The 19,469-nt window shown below is 74.7% G+C and carries 15 protein-coding genes and 1 pseudogene; 11 read left to right on the top strand and 5 right to left on the bottom strand.

Annotated features, from left to right (window positions below):
- Positions 1-18 precede the first annotated feature (18 nt).
- The 5 genes from QEZ54_RS29995 to QEZ54_RS29975 all read left to right on the top strand — a co-directional run bounded on the left by QEZ54_RS29995 (position 19) and on the right by QEZ54_RS29975 (position 8,615).
- Positions 19-795 carry an AfsR/SARP family transcriptional regulator gene (locus QEZ54_RS29995; RefSeq protein WP_281308102.1) on the top strand — a complete coding sequence of 259 codons (777 nt, stop codon included), beginning with the start codon at positions 19-21 and terminating at the stop codon, positions 793-795.
- A complete protein-coding gene (locus tag QEZ54_RS29990; RefSeq protein WP_281308101.1) occupies positions 792-3,659 on the top strand; it encodes a type 2 lanthipeptide synthetase LanM family protein in 2,868 nt (955 codons plus the stop codon). Before QEZ54_RS29995 ends, QEZ54_RS29990 begins: the two co-directional genes overlap by 4 nt.
- Positions 3,652-3,864 carry a hypothetical protein gene (locus QEZ54_RS29985; protein ID WP_281308100.1) on the top strand — a complete coding sequence of 71 codons (213 nt, stop codon included), beginning with the start codon at positions 3,652-3,654 and terminating at the stop codon, positions 3,862-3,864. Before QEZ54_RS29990 ends, QEZ54_RS29985 begins: the two co-directional genes overlap by 8 nt.
- Before the next feature lie 84 nt (positions 3,865-3,948).
- A complete protein-coding gene (locus tag QEZ54_RS29980; protein ID WP_281308099.1) occupies positions 3,949-6,858 on the top strand; it encodes a LuxR family transcriptional regulator in 2,910 nt (969 codons plus the stop codon).
- Positions 6,859-6,959: 101 nt separating this feature from the next.
- Entirely contained in the window at positions 6,960-8,615 is a 1,656-nt protein-coding gene (locus tag QEZ54_RS29975) for a pectinesterase family protein (RefSeq protein ID WP_281308098.1), read from the top strand.
- Positions 8,616-8,688: 73 nt separating this feature from the next.
- Here QEZ54_RS29975 and dapA read toward each other — a convergent pair whose 3' ends face one another.
- A complete protein-coding gene (gene dapA / locus QEZ54_RS29970; RefSeq protein WP_281308097.1) occupies positions 8,689-9,597 on the bottom strand; it encodes a 4-hydroxy-tetrahydrodipicolinate synthase in 909 nt (302 codons plus the stop codon).
- Between the two features lie 72 nt (positions 9,598-9,669).
- On the opposite strand from dapA, the gene QEZ54_RS29965 reads away from it, so the two are divergent.
- The 3 genes from QEZ54_RS29965 to QEZ54_RS29955 all read left to right on the top strand — a co-directional run bounded on the left by QEZ54_RS29965 (position 9,670) and on the right by QEZ54_RS29955 (position 12,844).
- On the top strand, positions 9,670-10,557 hold the full coding sequence (locus QEZ54_RS29965; protein ID WP_281308096.1) for a LysR family transcriptional regulator: 888 nt from the start codon (positions 9,670-9,672) through the stop codon (positions 10,555-10,557).
- Entirely contained in the window at positions 10,557-11,084 is a 528-nt protein-coding gene (locus QEZ54_RS29960; RefSeq protein WP_281308095.1) for a hypothetical protein, read from the top strand. Before QEZ54_RS29965 ends, QEZ54_RS29960 begins: the two co-directional genes overlap by 1 nt.
- 344 nt (positions 11,085-11,428) lie before the next feature.
- Positions 11,429-12,844, top strand: coding sequence for a DEAD/DEAH box helicase (locus QEZ54_RS29955; RefSeq protein WP_281308094.1), 1,416 nt, complete (start codon positions 11,429-11,431; stop codon positions 12,842-12,844).
- Positions 12,845-12,865: 21 nt separating this feature from the next.
- Here the strand turns inward: QEZ54_RS29955 and QEZ54_RS29950 are convergent, their stop codons facing one another.
- Positions 12,866-13,309 (bottom strand): STAS domain-containing protein, encoded by a 444-nt coding sequence (locus QEZ54_RS29950; RefSeq protein ID WP_281308093.1) that lies wholly within the window; start codon positions 13,307-13,309, stop codon positions 12,866-12,868.
- Positions 13,310-13,591: 282 nt separating this feature from the next.
- On the opposite strand from QEZ54_RS29950, the gene QEZ54_RS29945 reads away from it, so the two are divergent.
- The gene (locus QEZ54_RS29945) at positions 13,592-15,877 is read left to right on the top strand and encodes an MMPL family transporter (RefSeq protein ID WP_281308092.1); all 2,286 of its coding nucleotides are present in this window, start codon (positions 13,592-13,594) and stop codon (positions 15,875-15,877) included.
- A gap of 56 nt (positions 15,878-15,933) precedes the next feature.
- Here QEZ54_RS29945 and QEZ54_RS29940 read toward each other — a convergent pair whose 3' ends face one another.
- Both QEZ54_RS29940 and QEZ54_RS29935 read right to left on the bottom strand, forming a co-directional pair.
- Positions 15,934-16,518, bottom strand: coding sequence for a DUF305 domain-containing protein (locus tag QEZ54_RS29940; protein WP_281308091.1), 585 nt, complete (start codon positions 16,516-16,518; stop codon positions 15,934-15,936).
- Between the two features lie 61 nt (positions 16,519-16,579).
- Positions 16,580-17,353, bottom strand: coding sequence for a lytic polysaccharide monooxygenase (locus tag QEZ54_RS29935; protein WP_281308090.1), 774 nt, complete (start codon positions 17,351-17,353; stop codon positions 16,580-16,582).
- Between the two features lie 166 nt (positions 17,354-17,519).
- On the opposite strand from QEZ54_RS29935, the gene QEZ54_RS29930 reads away from it, so the two are divergent.
- Positions 17,520-18,182 (top strand): class I SAM-dependent methyltransferase, encoded by a 663-nt coding sequence (locus QEZ54_RS29930; RefSeq protein ID WP_281308089.1) that lies wholly within the window; start codon positions 17,520-17,522, stop codon positions 18,180-18,182.
- Positions 18,183-18,228: 46 nt separating this feature from the next.
- The gene (locus QEZ54_RS29925; RefSeq protein ID WP_281308088.1) at positions 18,229-19,329 is read left to right on the top strand and encodes a crosslink repair DNA glycosylase YcaQ family protein; all 1,101 of its coding nucleotides are present in this window, start codon (positions 18,229-18,231) and stop codon (positions 19,327-19,329) included.
- A gap of 15 nt (positions 19,330-19,344) precedes the next feature.
- Here QEZ54_RS29925 and QEZ54_RS29920 read toward each other — a convergent pair.
- Positions 19,345-19,449 (bottom strand): annotated as a pseudogene (locus QEZ54_RS29920) (DNA-binding response regulator); the annotation flags it as partial.
- Positions 19,450-19,469 lie beyond the last annotated feature (20 nt).

The following is a 19,469-nucleotide window of genomic DNA, read 5'->3' as shown; positions in this document are numbered from 1 at the left end:
CGTCGGTGGGAGGTCGTCATGGAGTTCGGGCTGCTCGGGCCGCTGCTGGTGCGCGACGGCGCCGCCGAGGTCCTCGTTCCGGCGGCGCAGCAGCGGACCCTGCTGGCGGCGCTGCTGCTGCGGCAGCGGCAGGTCGTTCCGGCGCAGGAGCTGAGCGCGTCGATCTGCGCCGGTACGCACGCGCCGGACCGCGACCGGGCCTCGCTGCACTCGGCGGTGAACCGGCTGCGGCACCGCCTGGGCCCGGCGATCCGGGCCCGGATCGTGACCAGGCCGACCGGGTACCTCATCGACATCGCCGACGAGGAGCTGGACCTGCGCCGGTTCGAGATGCTGTACGAGCAGGGCCGCGCCCAGGCCGCCGACGGTGACTGGAGCGCGGCGGCCGACACGTTCCGGCTGGCCCTGAGCCTGTGGCGGGGCGACCCGCTGGCCGACATCGACTCGCCCCGGCTGCGGCGCGAGCACCGCGACCACCCCGCCGAGCTGCGGGTGCAGCTGCTGGAGTGGCGGGTGGAGGCGGATCTGCGGCTGGGCCGCCACGAGCAGCTGTCGGCCGAACTGCCCCGGCTGACCGCCGAGTACGCGCTGCGCGAGCGGTTCCACGCGCAGCTGATGCTGGCGCTGCACCGGTGCGGGCGGCGCGCCGAGGCCCTGGCGGTGTTCCGCTCCGTACGCGACATGCTCGCCGACGAGCTCGGCGTGGACCCGGGCCGAGTGCTGCAGCACCTGCACCGGCAGATCCTGGCGGGCGACCCGGCGATCGACTGGAGTCCGGTCGGAGCGGGCCGATGAGCAGGGTCGAGACGACCGGCTCCGCCACGGCGGACCCGACCCGACCCTGGTGGAGCCGCGGGGTGTCCGCCTCCGACCGGGCTGCGGGGGGCGCCCCGGACTGGGCCGTGTTCGTCGACGAGGCGCTGGCGCGGCCCTGGACGGCGTCGGATGCGGATGAGCTGTCGGCCATCGTGGCGCCGCTGGTACGCCACGCGGGTGGCCTGCTCGGCCGTGCCGCCCGGCCCGAGGTCGACCTGGCGGCGGTGCGGGCCGGGTTCGAGCGGACACTGTCGGCGCGGCTGACCCGGCTGGCGGCGCGGGCCCTCGTCCTGGAGCTGCATGTGCTGCGGGTGTCCGGGCGGCTGGCCGGCGGCAGCCCGCGGCAGCGGTTCGCCGCCTTCGTCACCGAGCTGGGCTCGCCCGCCGGGCTGTCCGCGCTGTTCGGCGAGTACCCGGTGCTGGCCCGGATCCTGGGCCGGTCCTGCCTGCGGGCGGTCGACGCGCTGGAGGAGCTGCTGGACCGGCTGGCCGCGGACCGGGCCGACGTCGTCGCCGCGCTGCTCGGCGCCGACCCCGGTGCGCTGACCTCGGTGGACACCGGTGTGGGCGACGGGCACCGGGGCGGGCGGTCCGTGGCCGTGCTCCGGTTCGCCTCCGGTGCCCGCGTCGTCTACAAGCCCCGGTCGCTGGCCGTGGACAGCCTGTTCGCGTCCGTGCTGGCCTGGTTCGGCGCCGGGATCGGCGACGAACTGCGCGTACCGGCGGTGGTCGGTCGCGACGGGTACGGCTGGACGGCCCACGTCGCGCAGGCGCCCTGCGCCGACCGCGCCGGGCTGCGGCGGTTCTACTTCCGCCTCGGGGCACTGCTGGCGCTGCTGCGGGCCCTGGACGGCACCGACATCCACTACGAGAACCTGATCGCCGACGCGGACCAGCCGGTCCTCATCGACGTGGAGACGCTGTTCCACCCGTCGCTGGCCCCGAGCGGCCAGGATCCGGCCGCACGGGCGCTGGTGGCCTCGGTGTACCGGCTGGCGCTGCTGCCCCGGGTGGTCATCGGCCAGGAGTCGTCGCTGGACTTCTCCGGGCTGGGCGGCGACCGCGGCGGGAACCTGCCCTTCGACGGGGTGGCCTGGCTGGACCCCGGCACCGACGGCATGCGGCTGGTACGCCGCCCGCTGGCCTTCGCCGGGGCGGCCAACCGGCCGACGCTGCACGGCGTCGACGCCGACCCGGCCGAGTTCACGCCGCAGCTGCTGGCCGGGTTCGCCGCCGGGCACACCCGGATCGCGCGCGACGGCCGGGAACTGGCCGACCTGCTCGCGGACGCGGGCGGGTGCGAGGTGCGGGTCGTGCTGCGGGCCACCCGGCTCTACGGTGAGCTGCTCGACGAGTCGACCCATCCGAACCTGCTGCGCGACGCGGCCGACCACGACGCGGTGCTGGCCACGCTGTACGAGCACGGCACCGGCCCCGACCTGCTGGCCCGCGTGGCCGAGGACGAGATCGGCCAGCTGCGCGCCGGCGACATCCCCTTCTTCACCATCCGCCCGGACTCGGTGGACCTGTACAGCGCGACCGGGCGCCGGTTCGACGGTGCGCTGGCCGAGCCCGGTCTGGCCTCGGTGCGGCGCAACATCGCCGGCACCAACGAGGTCGACCTGGCCGACCAGGAGTGGATCATCCGGGCGGCCATGGCCACCCGCGACCCCGCCGACCCGCACACCGTCGACAGCGCCACCACCGCCCCGGCGGGAGCGCTGGTCCCCGACACCGAACTGGTGCTGGCCGCGGCGCGCGGCATCGGCGACCAGATCGTCGCGCGGGCCTACCGCGAGGCGGGCGGGGCGTACTGGCTCGGGCTGGAGCTGCTCGACGACCGGCACTGGCAGCTGGCGCCGCTGGGCGCGAGCCTGGGCACCGGCTACTGCGGCACCGCGCTGTTCCTGGCCGAGCTCGCGCAGGTCACCGGCATCGACCGGTATGCCGACGTGGCCCGCCAGGCGCTGCGCCCCGTGCCCGGCCTGCTCGACTCGCTCGCGGCCCGGCCCGAGCAGCTGGGCATCGTCGGCACCGGCGCGTTCGCGGGCCTCGGCGGGATCGCGTACGCGCTGACCCGCCTGTCGGCGCTGCTGTCCGATGCCGACGTCGGCACCTGGGCCCGCCACGCCGTCGAACTCACCGCCGCCACCGAGGACGCCGACGACGAGACCGGCGTCGTCACCGGGGCGGCGGGCGGGCTGGCGGCGCTGACCGCCGTCTGGGAGCTCACCCGCTCGCCGGCGGCCTGGGGTGCGGCGTTCCGGTTGGCGCACCGGCTGCGGCAGGCGCCGCTGCCCGCCGACCGGGGCTTCGCCCAGGGCGCGGCGGGCATCGGCTGGGCGCTGAGCCGGTACGCCGCCGCCACCGGCGACCCGGCCTGCCGGGCCTCCGGCCTGGCCGCGCTGCGCCGGGCGGCCGCGCTGACCGGCCCGCTGTCGTGGTGCCGGGGCGTCACCGGCATCGCCCTGGCCGTCGTGGACAGCCCCGCGGCGATGGCCGAACCGGACCTCGCCGCGATCGCGGACCGGGTGGTCACCCGGGTGGCGCGCCAGCCGGTGCTGCCCGGACACTGCCTCTGCCACGGCGAGGCGGGGCTGCTGGAGCTGCTCGGCGCCGCCGGTCCGGTGCCGATCGAGCGGGCCGGCGCGCTGCTGGCCGCGATAGACCGTTTCGGGCCGCGCTGCGGCACACCCGACGCCGTGCCGTCCCCCGGCCTGCTCACCGGGCTCGCCGGGGTCGGCCAGGGGTTGCTGCGGCTCGGCTTCCCCACCAGAGTCCCCTCCGGGCTGCTGCTGCACGCCCGGCCGTCCCTCCCATCCGAAGGTGCTGACCATGAGTGACGCAGATCTGATCCGCCAGTGGAAGACCCCCGGTGCCGCCGACGCGCAGCACCCGGCCGGGGAGGTGATGCCGCGCGCGGCCAGGCCGATCGGCGGCCGGGCGCTGCTGCTGGCCGGGCAGTCGATCAGCGGTTCGCAGGCCGCGTACGACTCGTGGACCCTGTCGCCGAGTCCGATCACGATGACGGTGACGGTCGTCTGCTAGGCGCCGTCGGCCGGTGGCGGCGGTGGCGGATCTCCGCCACCGCCGAGAAATCACAGCGTTCGATGGCGTTGCTATTGTGGGCCGATGCCTGCCCGGTCCGCCTTCCTCGTCGGCAGGCGCCGGGAACTCGGCGTCCTGGACACGGCCGTCGACGGTGCCCGGCACGGGCGGGGCAGCGCGGCGTTCCTGCTGGGTGAGGCCGGCATCGGCAAGTCGCGCCTGGTCAACGAGTGCCTGTACCGGGCCAGCGCCGCCGGCCTGCGCACGCTGCGCGGGCGCGGCAGCCCGACCGGCGCCGACGTGGCGTTCCGGCCGCTGACCGAGGCGCTGTCGGCGCTGATGCGCACCGGCGGGCCGCCCGAGACCGCCGACCTCGACCCGTACCGCCCGGCGCTGGCGCGGCTGGTCCCCGAGTGGCGCACCGCCACCACCCACCGCGCCGACAACCTGCTCGAACTGTCCGAGGCGCTGCTGCGGCTGCTGGCGGTGCTCGGCGCCCAGGGCGGCACGCTGCTGGCGCTGGAGGACCTGCACGACGCCGACCCCGACACCGTGACCGTGGTCGAGTACCTGGTCGACAACGTGGCCGACCTGCCGGTCGCGGTCGTGGCGACGCTGCGGCCGGAGCGGGGACCGGCCGCCGACCTGGCCACCGCGGCCGGGCAGCGGCGCGCCGCGGCGGTCTGCCAACTGGCCGCGCTCACCGCCGCCGAGACCGGCCAGATCGCGGCCGCCTGCCTGGACGTGCCCGCCGAGGAGGTGCCCGGCCCGGTCCTGGACCGGCTCGTCCGCGACGGGGCCGGCAACCCGTACCTGATCGAGGAGCTGCTCAGCGACATGGTCGACTCGGGCACGCTGCGCCCGGCGGACGGCCGCTGGCACCTCGACGGCGACCTCGGCCTGGCCGTGCCGCCCTCCATCGTGCAGAACTACCGGCGGCGCCTGGACCGGCTCGGTCCGCAGACCCGCGAGCTGCTGATCACCGCGGCCGTCCTCGGGCAGCGCTTCGCGCTGCCGACCCTGCGGCTGGTCACCGGGCACGAGGAGCGCCAGCTGTTCCACCACCTGCGCGCGGCCGCGGACGGCTACTTCATCACCCCCGACGGTGCGGCGCCGGACTGGTACACCTTCCGCCACGCCCTGACCACCGACGCGATCCTCGCCGCGCTGATGCCGGGTGAGAGCGCCTCGATCGCGCGGGCCGCTGCCGCGACCATCGAGCACGCCGACCCCGAGCCGTCCGACGAGCGCCGCCTGCTGCTGGCCGACCTGTACCTCAAGGCCGGGCAGCCCGCCCCGGCCGCCCGGCACTACGCGCAGGTCGGCTGCCGGGCCCTGGCCAGCGGCGCCACCGGCACCGCCGAGGCGCTGCTGGAGCGCGCGCACCACCTCGCCGCCGCCGCCGAGCGGCCCGTCGTCGCCGAGCAGCTGATCTACGCCACCGCCGGGCAGGGCCGCCTCGACGACGCGCTGACCCTGGTCGAGTCCACGACGGCGGTCGGCGCACCACCGCTGGCCCCGGCCCGGCGGCTGGCCATGCACACGCGCCTGGCCTGGACCGCGGTCGCCGTCGACCGGATCGACGAGGCGACCGCGCAGGTCGAGGCGGCCCGCGCGCTGCTGCCGGCGGCCGCCGGGCCGGAGCACACAGCCGCGCTCACCGTGATCGAAGCCCACCTGGTGTTCCGCTTGCCCGGCGGGTCCACCCCCGACCCGCGCGCCGACGCCGAACGCCTCGCGCGGCTGGCCGCCGAGCAGGCCGAGCAGGGCGCGCTGCCCGAGGTCGCCTGCCAGGCGCTGCAACTGCTGGCACTGCTGGCCCGCGAGCGCGGGTTCGCCACCGCGCAGCAGTACCTCGAGCGCATGCTCGCCCTGGCCGAGCAGCACGACCTGCCGGTATGGCGGGTCGAGGCGCTGCTGCGGCTCGGAGTCAACGACTTCATGCGCACCGCCGACACCGCCCGGCTGCGCCGGGCCCGCCAGGCCGCCTTCGACCTCGGTTCGATCATGCTCGGCCACAACGCCGAGAGCGTGCTGGCGCTCAGCGCGGTCCTCACCGCCGAGCCCGGCGCCGCCCAGGACATCATCGACCGGTGCCTGGACGCCACCGCCCGGCTGCGTACCGCGCACGACCACCGGTACCTGCTGCTGGTCGCGGCGGCGCTGGCCGCCCACCACGGCCGCCGCCCGGAGATGGAGCGGCGGCTGGCGGAGTTCCATCGCGAGGGCGGCGCGGGCTCGCTGCTGTTCCCGCTGTCGCTGGGGCTGTGCCGGGCGGTGTGCGCGCTGCTGGAGGAGGACCGCGACCTGGCCACCGCCGAGCTGGCGGCGATGGTCGCCTGGGAGAACGGCAATCCGCAGGTGTACTACCTGTCCGGCCGGTACGGGCTGCACACGCTGCTGGAGGTGCTGGCCGAGCGGGCCGACGGCGCCGACCGCGCGGCCGCCGCGGCCACCCCGGCCGCCGAGCTGCGCTGGAACCGGCACTTCCTGCTGCTGGCTGACGCGGTCCTGCTGGGCCGGGCCGAGCGGGGCGACGACGCCGCGCGCGCGTTCGAGGCGGCCCAGGCCGCGGCGGCCCCGTTCCCGATGGCGCGGGCGCTGGGCCTGCGGCTGGCGGCCGAGGCGGCGCTCGACGACGGGTGGGGCGAGCCCGCCGCCTGGCTGCGTACCGCCGAGGAGTTCTTCCACGCCGCGCAGGTGCCCGCGGTCGTCGGGGCGTGCCGGTCGCTGCTGCGCCGCAGCGGCGCGCGGGTGGCCCAGCGGCGCGACGGGCGCGACGGCATCCCGGCCGCCCTGCGCCAGCGGGGCGTGACCGTCCGGGAGTACGAGGTGTTCACGCAGCTCGCCGACCGCCTCGGCAACCTGCAGATCGCCCGGCGGCTGTACATCTCGCCGCGCACCGTGGAGAAGCACGTGGCCAGCCTGATCGCCAAGACCGGCTGCCGCGACCGCGCCGAGGTCTGCGACTACGCGGCGACCCTGCCCGCCTGACCGGCCGCGTCGACGCATCGACATTGATTGACGTTCCAACAAACTGGGCGTACCGTCCGACGGAAAGCGCTTTCCATCTCGGATCGAGAGGAGTTTCGCGGATGCACGTCACCACCCTGCTGCGCCGCACGGCCCGGCGGCCCCTCACCGTCGCCGTCGCCTGCCTGGCCGCAGCCGCCACGGTGGCCGCCCTGACCGTCACCGCGGCCTCGGCAGCCACCCTGTTCACCGACGACTTCACCGACGGCGACTCGTCGGGCTGGACCGCCTCCGGCGGCACCTGGTCGGTCGCCGCCGACGGCGGCAACGTCCTGCGCCAGTCCGGGACCAGCTCCGACGCCCGCGCCCGCGCCGGGTCGTCGGCGTGGACGAACTACACGGTCACCGCCCGGGTGAAGCCGATCGCCTTCAACGGGTCGAACCGGTTCGCCGCCCTGCTCGCCCGCGCCCAGTCGAGCACCAGCTACTACTACCTCGCGCTGCGGTCCAACCACACCGTCGAGCTGAAGAAGCTCGTGAACGGCTCGTCCACCACGCTGGCCACCGGCGCGGTGACCGTCACGGCCGGCACCTGGTACACCCTGTCGCTGTCGGTCTCCGGCACCACCCTGCGCGGCACGGTCAACGGCGGGACGGCGCTGACCGCCGCCGACGGCCAGTTCGCCACCGGCGGCATCGGCGTGGCCACCTACTACGCCTCGGCCTCCTTCGACGACGTCACCGTCGCCGACGGCACCGGCCCCTCCCCCAGCCCGTCGGTCTCACCGTCGACGAGTCCGGCCCCGCCCGGCACCGTGATCACGGTGGCCAAGGACGGCAGCGGGAACTACAGCACGGTGCAGGCCGCCGTCAACGCGGTGCCCGCCAACAACACCGGCCGGATCACCATCAGCATCAAGCCCGGCACCTACCGGGAACTGGTGACCGTACCGTCGAACAAGCCCTACGTCTCGTTCGTCGGCACCACCGGCAACGCCGCCGACGTCGTCATCACCTACGACAACGCCAGCGGCACCCCCAAGCCCGACGGCAGCGGCACCTACGGCACCACCGGCAGCTCGACGGTCTTCCTCGACGGCAACGACTTCACCGCCCGGAACCTGACCTTCGCCAACGCCTTCGACGAGGCCGGCCACGACTACAGCGCCGAGCAGGCCGTCGCGATGACCACCCGGGGCGACCGGCTGGTCTTCGACAACGTGCGGTTCCTCGGCAATCAGGACACCCTGCAGCCCAGCTCGCCGAGCACGGCGACGGTGAGCCGGGCCTACTACCGCAACTGCTACATCGAGGGCGACGTCGACTTCATCTTCGGCCGGGGCACCGCCGTCTTCGACCGGTGCGAGATCCGGTCACTGAACCGCGGCTCGACCAGCAACAACGGGTACGTCACCGCCGCCTCGACCAGCATCGCCAACCCGTACGGCTACCTGTTCACCCGGTGCACGCTGACCGCGCAGGCGGGCACGGCGGCCAAGAGCGTCCACCTCGGCCGCCCGTGGCACCCCAGCGGCGACGTCAACGCCATCGCGCAGGTGCTCTACCGCGAGACCACGCTGGGCGCGCACATCCTCGACGCGCCCTGGGCCGACATGTCCGGCTTCTCCTGGCGCGACGCCCGCTTCACCGAGTACCGCGACACGGGTCCGGGCGCTGTGGTCAACGCGGACCGGCCGCAGCTGGCCGACGCCGACGCACCCGCGTACACCGCCCAGCGGTACCTGGCCGGAGCCGACGGCTGGAACCCGGTCTACTGATCGCCCGCCGGCCCGGCTGGTGACCCGCGCAGCGCGCCCACCAGCCGGGTCGGCCCTCAAGGACGCAGTCCCGTCACGCGGCGACGGTCATGGACGCGAGCGCATCCCGCAGCCGCTCCAGGTGCGCAGGTGCGGCTTCGATCAGCGGCAGGCGCACCGACGCCGATGCGATGACGCCGAGTTCGGCCAGGGCCGCCTTGGCCATGACGGCGCCCGGCGCGGTACGCATGACGGCCTCGGTCAACGGCAGCAGCGAGCGCTGCCGCGACCGCGCCTCGTCGAGGTCTCCGCCGCGTACCGCGCCGATGAGCGCCGCGACGCGGTCGGCCACGACGTTGCCCACCACGCTGACCACCCCGGTGGCACCGCAGGCCAGGTAGGGCAGGTTCAGCTCGTCGATGCCGCAGTAGTAGGCCAGCGGCGTACGACTCATGACCGACATCGCCTCGAACAGGTCGCCCTTGGCGTCCTTCACCGCCCGGATCCGCGGATGCGCGGCGAGTTCGACCAGCGTGGCGGCCTCCATCGCGACCCCGGTCCGCGCGGGGATGTCGTAGAGCATCACGGGCAGCGGCGTCGCGTCGGCGACGGCCGTGCCGTGGGCGACCACCCCGGCCTGGGTGGGCCGCGAGTAGTAGGGGCAGACCAGCAGCAGCGCATCGGCCCCGGCGGCTTCGGCGTCGCGGGCGCGGCGGATGCTGGCCGCAGTGTCGTAGGTGCCGACTCCGGCGATCACCCGGGCCCGGCCCTTGGCCTGGCCCGCTACCGCGCGCACGAGTTCGGCCGCCTCGGCGTCGGTGAGGGTCGGCGACTCACCGGTGGTGCCGCCGACGACGATGCCGTCGCACCCGGTGGCCAGCAGGTGCTCGACGAGATCGGTACGCCCGGCGTCGTCGATCGACCCGTCGGGCCGCATCGGGGTCACCATCGCGACGAGGTTGGTGCCGAAGAGAAGCTCGGCCGGGAGCCGTGTGTCAGTCATGCACCGATCCTGTGCCGATCGATTGCCACGGTCCAGCGATGGTTTCTTGGCGGTATTGCGTAGCCTGGCTTCATGATTGACGTCGGCGCGCTGCGGGCGCTGCGGTCGGTGGCCGCGCTCGGGACACTGGCCCGAGCCGCCGAGGAGCTGGGGTTCACCGCGTCGGCGGTGTCGCAGCAGATCAAGAGGCTGGAGCGCCAACTCGGCGTGCCCGTGCTCGCCCCGGCGGGACGCGGGGTGGTGCTCACGCCGGCCGGGCAGGCCCTGATCGACTCGGCCCCGGAGGTTTTCCAGGCACTCGAACGCTGCGCCGAGGCGGCCCAGTCGGTGTCGGCCGGCGCCCCGCGCGGCACCCTGCGCGTGGTCTCCTTCTCGACCGCGATCCGGGGCCTGCTCGCCCCGGCCCTGCCGCGGCTGGCGGCGAGCTGCCCGCAGCTGCGGATCCAGCTCACCGAGCTTGACCCGGACCAGGCGCTGCACGGCATCGACTCGGGCACCGCCGATCTGGCCCTCGTCCACGACGCCGACGGACTGCCCGCCCCACTGCCGCCCACGCTCACCCAGCGACGGGTGCACACCGACGTCGGCGACGTGGTGATGAGCCGCACCCATCCACTCGCCCGCAGGGACGAGCCGCTCACCGCGGCCGACCTGGCGGGCCACCCATGGGTCACCAGCCCGCCCGGCTCGGTGTGCCACCAATGGTTCCGGCGGCTGTTCGCCGACGTGCCCGACGAGCCCGACGTGCGTCACCTGATCGACGACTTCGCCACTCAGCTGTCGCTGGTCGACTCCGGCGGCGTCCTGGCGCTGGTTCCGCGGCTCGCCCGCCCGCCACTGGGTGACGGGCTGGTCGCGCGGGCCCTGCGGCGGCAGCCGAAGCGGGAGGTGTACGCGGCGTGGCGGCGCAGCGCCGACGCCAGCCCGGCGATCCGGGCGGTCGTTGCTAGCCTGCGCTGATGTCACTGTTCGGCTACTTCGTGATCGCCAGACATCCCCGGCCACTGTACGAACTCCCGGCCGTGCAACGGCTGTGCCGCGAGTCCGACGAAGAGTTCATCTCGCCGGGGACGCTGGCCAATCTGCGGGCCGAGGGCGACTGGCAGCTCCTGCAGGTCCTGGGCGGCTGGTCGGCGGAGCTGGCCGACGAGTTGGCGGCCCAGACCGCGGCTCCGGCGATGTCGATCTACGTCGTCGAGAGCGCGTTCGGGATCATCGAGGCGCGGACGGCCGAGGGCGGCAGCTGGCAGGGGTACCTCAACCCCCGTGCGGCCGTGCAGGCCTACGGCGCGCCGCCCCCGCCGGAGCTCGACGCCGTGGTCGCCGCCGCTGTCGCGTGGGCTGCCGACACAGGTCACCCGGCCGATGCCGGGGCGCTCCCGACGGCGTTGCAGGGCCGGGTGGGTCCATTCGGCGAGGGGGTGAACGTCCTGGTCGAGGCCCTCGGATTCCGGTTCGGGGCGGGCGAGGAGCTGCCCGACGACTGACGCGGGCAGGGTCGGGCACGACACACCGCCGGGCACGTACGGCACCCGCGGGGTCGGCCGCCCCCGTGTATGGTGGGCAGACAGTTTCTTGTTCGTGGTTGCTTGCACCCTCCTGGGCCGTCTGCCCGGGATCGGCGGTCCGCTCGGATCGCCGCTGGTTCACCGCTGCTCGAGACGGCCCCCGGGGCCTCGCAGCGAGTGCGGCCCCGGACACCCCCGCCGCACTGGTTCCCGGCATCGTGTCGAGGACCGGATCGGCATCCACCTCGGTCCGTTACCTGTCGACTCTCCCCACCCCGGGTCGAGAGCCTTCGCGCGGCGTGCCGACAGCGAAAGGCTCCACTGTGACCAGCCCCGCAGCACCCCACCCCGTACGCCGTCGCAGGCGCCGTCCGGCCCGCCCCGCCGGTGCGGCCGCTCCGAAGGCGCCGGCCGTCACCACGGCCGCCCCTGCCGCCGCACCGCAGCCCGCCGCCCCGGCCCGTCCGGACGCGACCAGCTTCGGCGAGCTGCCCGTGCACCCGTCGCTGATCAGCCTGCTGACCGCGGACCGCATCCAGGTGCCCTCGCCGATCCAGGCGCGCACCATTCCCGACGCGGTCGCCGGACGCGACGTGCTCGGCCGGGCGCGGACCGGCTCGGGCAAGACGCTGGCGTTCGGGCTGCCGATCCTGACCCGGCTGGCCGGGCGCCGGGCCCGGGCCCGCCAGCCGCTGGCCCTGGTGCTGGTGCCCACCCGCGAACTCGCGGCGCAGGTCGCCACCGCGCTGAACCCGTACGCCAAGGCGCTGAACCTGCGCACCGTCACCGTCGTGGGCGGCCTGTCCCTGGGCCGTCAGAGCGACCAGCTGCGCGCGGGCACCGAGATCGTGATCGCCACCCCGGGTCGCCTCATCGACCTGCTCGACCGCGGCGACTGCAAGCTCGACGAGGTGGCCGTCACCGTGCTCGACGAGGCCGACCAGATGGCCGACATGGGCTTCCTGCCGCAGGTCAGCCAGCTGCTGGCGGCGACCGCGCCGAGCGGGCAGCGGATGCTGTTCTCGGCGACGCTGGACGGTGAGGTCGACCGGCTGGTCCGGCGCTTCCTGACCGACCCGGCCCGGCACTCGGTGGACCCGCCGGCCGGCGCGGTCACCACCATGGAGCACCACCTGCTGCAGGTGACGGCCGCGGACAAGGACACCGCCACGGCGCACATCGCCGCCCGCGACGGCCGGGTGATCATGTTCGTGAAGACCAAGCACCGGGCGGACCGCGTCGCGCGGCGGCTGCTGGCCAGCGGCGTCACCGCGGCGGCGCTGCACGGCGGCAAGTCCCAGCCGCAGCGGACCCGCATTCTCGACCAGTTCAAGTCGGGTGCGGTCAACGCGCTGATCGCCACGGACCTGGCCGCGCGCGGCATCCACATCGACGACCTCGACCTGGTCGTCAACATCGACCCGCCCACTGATCCCAAGGACTACCTGCACCGGGGCGGGCGGACCGCGCGCGCCGGACGCAGCGGCACCGTGGTGACCCTGGTGATGGCCGACGAGCAGCGGGAGACCGCCCGCCTGCTGGCCGCCGCCGGGGTCGCGGCACGGATCACCACCGTACGGCCGCACGACGCCGAGCTGTCCCGCATCACCGGGGCGCGTACCCCGTCGGGAACGCCCGCCGTGCTGCCCGCACCGGCGGCCGCCGAGCGGGAACCGGCCGCGGCCGCCCGGTCGTCGCGCCGCAGCCGCAGCCGGGGTCGCGGGCGCTTCTCCCGCTGAACCCCTCCCGCAGGACGTCGCCTACCGGCGGTGCCGCCGCCCGACCGCTCGGGTGGCGGCCGCCGGGTCGGGGCGGCGTACGCATGCCGGCCGCAGCACGCGGCGCCGACCGGCGGTGCCGGCCACGGCCGGTTGCGCGGTCTCGGCGGCAGGTGGCGTCAGCAGGTCGTCGGCCCGGCACGCGTGCAGCGCGTTGCGCACCGGCCCGGGGGCGTTGACGACGGTCAGCGCGATGCCGCGGCTGCGCGCCTCGGCCTGGTAGCCGCTCAGCGCTCTGATCGCGGCGAGGTCGATGGCGTCGGTGCGCGACAGGTCGATGGACAGCCGGCCGGTGCCCATCTCGTCCAGGGCCGTGCCGACCAGGCTTCCGAGCTGGCCCGCGGTGGTGCCGTCGAGGCGCCCGTACACGGTCAGGTACATGCCGACGGGTGACGGGTACAGGCGCAACTGCAGCGGCTGGGTCATGCGCTCTCCTGCGGACGGCGACGGGTCGGGGTGATGGATGCCCGGTTCGGAGCCATTATCAAACCTCCTCGGTATGGCGGTTGCGCCACATCATGTCCTGCGCCGTGGCCGACGGCACCCTGTTTCAAGCCGTACCTGGCGGGCATCTGCCGAAGGCGTGGCGCCGCGGGCCGGTCGGCCCCGGCGCGCGCGTTCGGCGCAAGGACAGCTCAGGGAGGTAGCGGCGTGGCGCGGGCCGAGGCACCAGATGCAGGGCGGGTCCCCCCGTCCGGGGACGAAGAAGTGGCCGAGGACACCGCGGTGCGGCCGACGAGCCGCTGGCGGCCGAGCGCGCTGCTGGGCGCGTACGGGCGGATCGTGGTCTGGCTGCGCTGGCCGGTGGTGGCGCTGTGGCTGGTCGCGACCGCCGCCGCCGTGGTGTACCTGCCGGCGCTGGGCAGCGGCGGCAGCGACCTGGGCCAGCTGGTCTCGGTCGACAATCCGGCGATCCGCAGCGAGGTCCGCTCGTTCGAGCGGTTCGGCGTGCCGCTGCTGAGCCGGGTCGCCATCGTCCAGCGCGATCCGCGGGGGCTGCCGGCCTCGGCGCAGACCGAGGCGGTGACCCGGGCGCAGGCGGTCAGCAAGGGCGAATACTCCGATGCCGGGCCCATCCTGGCCGCGGTCCCCGTGTCCAACACGCTCGGGCTGCTGCCCGGGTCCCGGGAGAGCAACACCACGATCATCACCTACCTGTTCACCGCCCCCGACGTCACCTTCGCCGACCAGCTGGCCGCGGCCGAGAAGTTCGCCGCCGCGCACTACGACGCCGACGACGCCGTCATCGGCGTCACCGGGTCCGTGCCGGCCCGGGTGGAGCAGGGCGACATCGTGCTCTCGCACCTGCCCTGGCTGGAAGCGGTCACGGTGCTGGCGGTGTTCGTGATCGTGGCGTTCGCGTTCCGGTCGCTGGTGGCGCCGCTGCTGGCCCTCGGGGTCGCGGGCGTCGCGATCGTGCTCACCGTCCACGTCGGCGGCGCGCTGGCGCAGCGGCTCGGCGTCCCGGTGCCCCAGGAGACGCAGCCGCTGCTGGTGGCGCTGCTGCTGGGCGTGGTGACCGACTACGTCGTGTTCTACCTGTCCGCCGTACGGACGCAGCTGGCCGCCGGTGCCGACCGGCTCGACGCCGCCCGGCACGCCACCGCCCGGTTCACCCCGATCATCGCGACCGCCGGCGCGACCGCCGCCGCGGGCACCGGTGCCCTGGTGGTGGCGGGATCGGCGGCGTTCCGCGCGTTCGGTCCCGGCATGGGCGTCGCCGTGCTGATCGGCATGATCGTGTCGATCACGCTGGTGCCCGCACTGCTGGCCATCCTCGGCCCCGCCGCGCTGTGGGCCCCGGGCCGCGCCGCCGGGAACGCGCCCCAGGCCGACCCGGCACCGCCGAGCGGCCGGTGGGCGCGGCTGCTCACCCGGCCGTGGTTCGCCCTGCCGGTGCTGCTGCTGTGCGTGGCGGGCCTGGTCGTGGCCGCGCTGCCGGTACGCCACATGTCGCTGGGCGTGTCCTTCATCGAGGCGCTGCCTACCGACCACCCCGCGCGCAAGGCGGCCATCCAGGCCGAGTCCGGCTTCGCCAAGGGGATCCTGTCGCCGACGGAGCTGCTGCTGGAGGGCCCGGCGATCGCGTCCCACCAGGACCGGCTCGCGAAACTGCAGCAGTCGCTGCGGCAGGTCCCCGGGATCGCCGCGGTCGTGGGGCCGGGCGACGGCGCGATCCCCGAGAACCTGCACCTGTTCCGGTCGCAGGACCAGGCTGCCGCCCGCTACCTGCTGATCCTGTCCGACGAGCCGCTCGGCGCCAGCGCCGTGGGCACGCTGACCCGGCTGCAGGCGGACCTGCCCGGCCTGCTCCGCTCCGCCGGGCTCACCGACGTGCAGACCAGCCTGGGCGGCGACACCGCCATCGCCAAGGTCATCGTCGACCAGACCGTCAGCGACCTGGGTCGCATCGCGCTGGCGGCGCTCGCCGCCAACCTGCTGTTCCTCATGCTCTACCTGCGGGCCTTCGCGGTGCCGGTGGCCCTGCTGGCCTGCAGCGTGCTGGCGATCGGCGCCGCCCTGGGCGCGACGACATGGCTGTTCCAGGACCGGTTGGGCGCCGACGGGCTGACCTTCTACGTCCCGTTCGCCGCCGCGGTGCTGCTGGCCGCGCTCGGTTCGGACTACAACATCTTCGGCATCGGGCCGGCCTGGAACGAGGCGCGACGCCGTCCGCTGCGCGACGCGCTGGCGATCACGCTGCCGCAGTCGGCCCGCGCCATCCGTACCGCCGCGTTCACCCTGGCGGTCAGCTTCGGCCTGCTGGCGCTGGTGCCCCTGCGGCCGTTCCGGGAGCTGGCGTTCGCGCTGGCGGTGGGCATCGTGCTCGACGCGTTCGTGGTGCGGTCGGTGCTGGCACCGGCGCTGCTGTCGGTGATGGACTTCCTCGGCGGGAGCAACGGCCTGCGGCGGGTCCGCACCATGGTCCACGTCCGGCGGGGGCGGCAGGCACCCGCCGAGGAGGCCGACGCACCCGTCGCCGCGGCGCCGTAGGACGTCAGTGCGCCGTGACCGCGCGGTACGCGGTCACGGCGCACCCGCGGTGCGGTCTAGGCGACCAGGCCGAGCATCATGGAGATCTGGGCGGTGCGGGACTGGTCGATCCGGGTGGCCAGGGCGAGCGCGGCGGCGTTGGTGCCCGAGGACAGCTCCATCCGGGCGTACTCGACGGCCTGGTGCTGGCGGCCGATCAGCAGGTTGAGCAGGACCTTGTCGTACTCGCGGTCGGACGCTTTCCGCAGCGCCGCGAGTTCGGCGGCCGGGTCGGCGGGCAGTCCGCCGTGTCCGGCGTGCACTCCGGCGTCTGCGGCCGGGGCGGTCGGCTTGCCCCAGCGGACCAGCCACTGCTCGATCGTCTTCTGCTCGTCGGCCTGGGTGACGGCGATGGCCGCGGCCAGCTGCCGGACCTGCTCGCTGCCGGCGCGGGTACGGGCCGTGTCCAGCAGCGCGGCGGCGGGCCGGTACTGGGCCAGCATCATCTGCGCGAACATCACGTCGGTGTCGTTGAACCCGCCGGTCTCCGACACCGCGGGCGGTGGGCTGCCCGGCGGGGTGGCGGAGGCGGGCGGGGCGGCGTCGGGGGCGCAGCCGGTCAGCAGCAGCACGACGGCGACGAGCAGGGCGGGGTGCTTCATGGGCGGGCTCCTCGGTGGGGCCGGGTCCGCGCCCAGCATCGGCGCGGACCCGGTGGGTTGATCAGACGAGCTGCCAGAGCGCCGGGACGTTGGGCGGCTCCCAACCGGCGATGGCGGTGTGCCCCTGGCGGCAGCGGTAGGTGAGCCCGCCGTAGGTGACGGTGGCGCCGACGGCGTAGGTGGTGCCGGCGGCCCAGGTGCCGCCGGTGGTGGGGCTGGTCGACGGGGACGGCGTGGCCGACCGCGACGGCGACGGCGACGCCGACGGGCTGGCGCTGGGCGACGGCGACGGGCTGGCGCTCGGGGACGGCGACGGGGAGGGCCCGGTGCCGACCTGGACGTCCACGCAGGAGTAGAACGCGTTGATCGTGTCGTAGACGTTCCAGCGGGCCAGCACGGTGAACCGGCCGGTGCGCCCGCCGAGGTTGACGTTGTGCGTCATGGTGGCGCCGGGCTGGGCGCCGCCGTCGTCGAAGACCGCGATGCGGGTGCCGCCGACGAAGTACTCCCACGTGCTGGTGCGGTGGCGCGCGGTGAGGACCCAGGTGAAGGTGACGTTGTCGGTCACCTGGGTGGCGGGCCAGTTCTTGCTGTTGTCGTTGAGTTCGGCGAAGCGGCTGCCACCGCCGTTGCACTGCATGGAGCCCTTGGGCGCCTCGACGCTCTGCGGCTCCCAGACGATGTCACCGCAGCCGGTGACCTTGCCCTGGGCGCACAGCGCCTGGCGGCTGGCCGGCGACGACACGTAGCCGTGTGCGTGCGCCGGGGTCGCCACCAGCATCGATGCGACGACCGCGAGGGTCGACAGCACCGGTGTGAGGATGCTTCTGCGCATTGACTTCTCCTGATCGGATGTTGGATCGGGTCGGTCGGGGTGATGTGTCTGTCGACACACGCTGAACGGAAGATAAGGAGCGCGGACGCAACTGTAAATGTTGTTAACCTATTAATAAGGTTGCCTTCTGGTTTCCGGACGTTCAGCCGTACGAAAGAATCGGTCCATGCCGGACCGGTCAACCCCGACGGACGACACCCGCCGCAGCTACGACGCGGTGGCCGAGCGCTATGCCGCCGAGGTCAGCTACGAACTGGCCGGTAAGCCGCTCGACCGGGCGCTGCTGGACGCCTTCGCCGAACTCGCCGCCGACGGACCCGTCCTCGACGTCGGCTGCGGCCCGGGCCACACCGCCGGGCGGCTCGCCGGTCGCGGGGTCACCGCGTTCGGCCTGGACCTGTCACCGGGGATGTGCGCCGTCGCCCGCGCCGCCACCTCGCTGCCCTACGCCGTGGCGGACATGACCGCGCTGCCCGTGCGCACCGGCGCCGCGGCGGGCGTCCTGTGCCTGTACGCGGTGATCCACCTCGACGAACCGCGCCGCGCCGCGGCCTACGCCGAGTTCGCCCGGGTCCTGCGTCCGGGCGGCCACGCACTGGTCGCGTTCCATAACAGCAGCGCCGAGGTCCGGACCGGGCAGGAGGTGACGGCGAGCGACTGGTGGGGCCACCCGGTCGCCCTCACCTTCCGCTATCTCGACCCGGTGGCGGAGACCACCGCCCTGGCCGGGGCGGGGCTGCAGGTCACCGCCCGGCTGGACCGGGCGCCGCAGCCGGGCGTGGAGCACCAGAGCCGCCGCTCGTACCTGCTGGCCCGTCGCGCCGGGTGAGACCGGCACCGGCTCGCTGTCGGCGGCGCTCTCTAGGCTCAGCCGCATGCCGACGCACGAGCTCACCCAGGTCGAAGCGCGACGCATCGCGGTCCGCGCCCAACTCCTGGACCAGCCGCGCCCGACGTCCCTGCTGGACGTGGTGCGCAGGCTGACCCTGGTCCAGGCCGACCAGACCGCGGCGGTCGCCCCGAGCGCGGACCTGGTGCTGTGGAGCAGACTGGGCGCGGCCTACCGCCCGCAGCACCTGGAGTCCGCGCTGGGCGACCAGGCGCTGCTGGAGGTGCAGGGCATGATCCGGCACGCCGAGGACCTGGCCCTGTACCGTGCCGACATGGCCGACTGGCCCGGCCGCGGCGAGCTGCTCGACTGGCAGCGCCACCGGCGGGACTGGCTGGCGGCCAACCGCGGCTTCCGCCTGGACGTCCTGTCCCGGTTGCGGTCCGACGGCCCGCTGCCGGCGCGCGAGCTGCCCGACACGTGCGACGTCTCCTGGTCCTCCAGCGGCTGGAGCAACGACCGCAACGTGCTGAAGATGCTGGAGCTGCTGGAGGCGAAGGGCGAGGTCGCCATGGCCGGGCGCGACGGCCGCGAACGCCTGTGGGACCTGGCCGAGCGGATCTACCCCGACGACGACGTCGTCGACGCCGAGCAAGCTGCGCTGACCAGGGCCGAACGCCGACTGCGCGCCCTGGGCATCGCCCGGGTGACCAGGCAGGCCGGGCAGTCGCCGAACGGGCCCGAGGTCGGCGAGCCGGCGGTGGTGCAGGGGGTGCGCGGCCGCTGGCGGGTCGACCCGGCCCAGCTGGGGCAGCCCTTCACCGGCCGGGCCGCGCTGCTGTCGCCCCTGGACCGGCTGGTGTTCGACCGCAAGCGGCTGAGCGACCTGTTCGGGTTCGACTACCAGCTGGAGATGTACAAGCCGGCCGCCAAACGCCGCTGGGGCTACTGGGCCATGCCGATCCTGTACGGCGACCAGCTGGTCGGCAAGCTCGACGCCACCGCCGACCGCCGCGCCGGGGTGCTGCGGGTGGACGCGGTGCACCAGGACGTGCCGTTCTCGAAGGCGATGGCGGCCGCGGTCGACCGGGAGATCGCCGACCTCGCCGCGTGGCTCGGGCTCCACCTCGACCTGCCGACCGGCTGACCGGCCCCGAGCCGGTCAGGAACGCAGGTACGCCAGGACGGCCAGGACGCGGCGGTGGTCGTCGGCGTCGGGCGGCAGGTCGAGCTTGGCGAGGATGCCCGCGATGTGCTTGGCCACGGCCGAGATCCTGCCAGGGCGCG

Source organism: Catellatospora sp. KI3 (assembly GCF_029948125.1).
In the GTDB taxonomy this organism is placed as follows: domain Bacteria; phylum Actinomycetota; class Actinomycetes; order Mycobacteriales; family Micromonosporaceae; genus Catellatospora.
Note: the sequence above shows the minus strand (reverse complement) of the source record. Positions and strands in the feature narration are given on the sequence as shown.

Bases quoted from the DNA above. Each gene is read 5' to 3' on its own strand.
- QEZ54_RS29995 (WP_281308102.1), top strand. From the start codon at position 19: ATGGAGTTCGGGCTGCTCGGGCCGCTGCTGGTGCGCGACGGCGCCGCC.
- QEZ54_RS29990 (WP_281308101.1), top strand. From the start codon at position 792: ATGAGCAGGGTCGAGACGACCGGCTCCGCCACGGCGGACCCGACCCGA.
- QEZ54_RS29985 (WP_281308100.1), top strand. From the start codon at position 3,652: ATGAGTGACGCAGATCTGATCCGCCAGTGGAAGACCCCCGGTGCCGCC.
- QEZ54_RS29980 (WP_281308099.1), top strand. From the start codon at position 3,949: ATGCCTGCCCGGTCCGCCTTCCTCGTCGGCAGGCGCCGGGAACTCGGC.
- QEZ54_RS29975 (WP_281308098.1), top strand. From the start codon at position 6,960: ATGCACGTCACCACCCTGCTGCGCCGCACGGCCCGGCGGCCCCTCACC.
- dapA (WP_281308097.1), bottom strand. From the start codon at position 9,597: ATGACTGACACACGGCTCCCGGCCGAGCTTCTCTTCGGCACCAACCTC.
- QEZ54_RS29965 (WP_281308096.1), top strand. From the start codon at position 9,670: ATGATTGACGTCGGCGCGCTGCGGGCGCTGCGGTCGGTGGCCGCGCTC.
- QEZ54_RS29960 (WP_281308095.1), top strand. From the start codon at position 10,557: ATGTCACTGTTCGGCTACTTCGTGATCGCCAGACATCCCCGGCCACTG.
- QEZ54_RS29950 (WP_281308093.1), bottom strand. From the start codon at position 13,309: ATGACCCAGCCGCTGCAGTTGCGCCTGTACCCGTCACCCGTCGGCATG.
- QEZ54_RS29940 (WP_281308091.1), bottom strand. From the start codon at position 16,518: ATGAAGCACCCCGCCCTGCTCGTCGCCGTCGTGCTGCTGCTGACCGGC.
- QEZ54_RS29935 (WP_281308090.1), bottom strand. From the start codon at position 17,353: ATGCGCAGAAGCATCCTCACACCGGTGCTGTCGACCCTCGCGGTCGTC.
- QEZ54_RS29930 (WP_281308089.1), top strand. From the start codon at position 17,520: ATGCCGGACCGGTCAACCCCGACGGACGACACCCGCCGCAGCTACGAC.
- QEZ54_RS29925 (WP_281308088.1), top strand. From the start codon at position 18,229: ATGCCGACGCACGAGCTCACCCAGGTCGAAGCGCGACGCATCGCGGTC.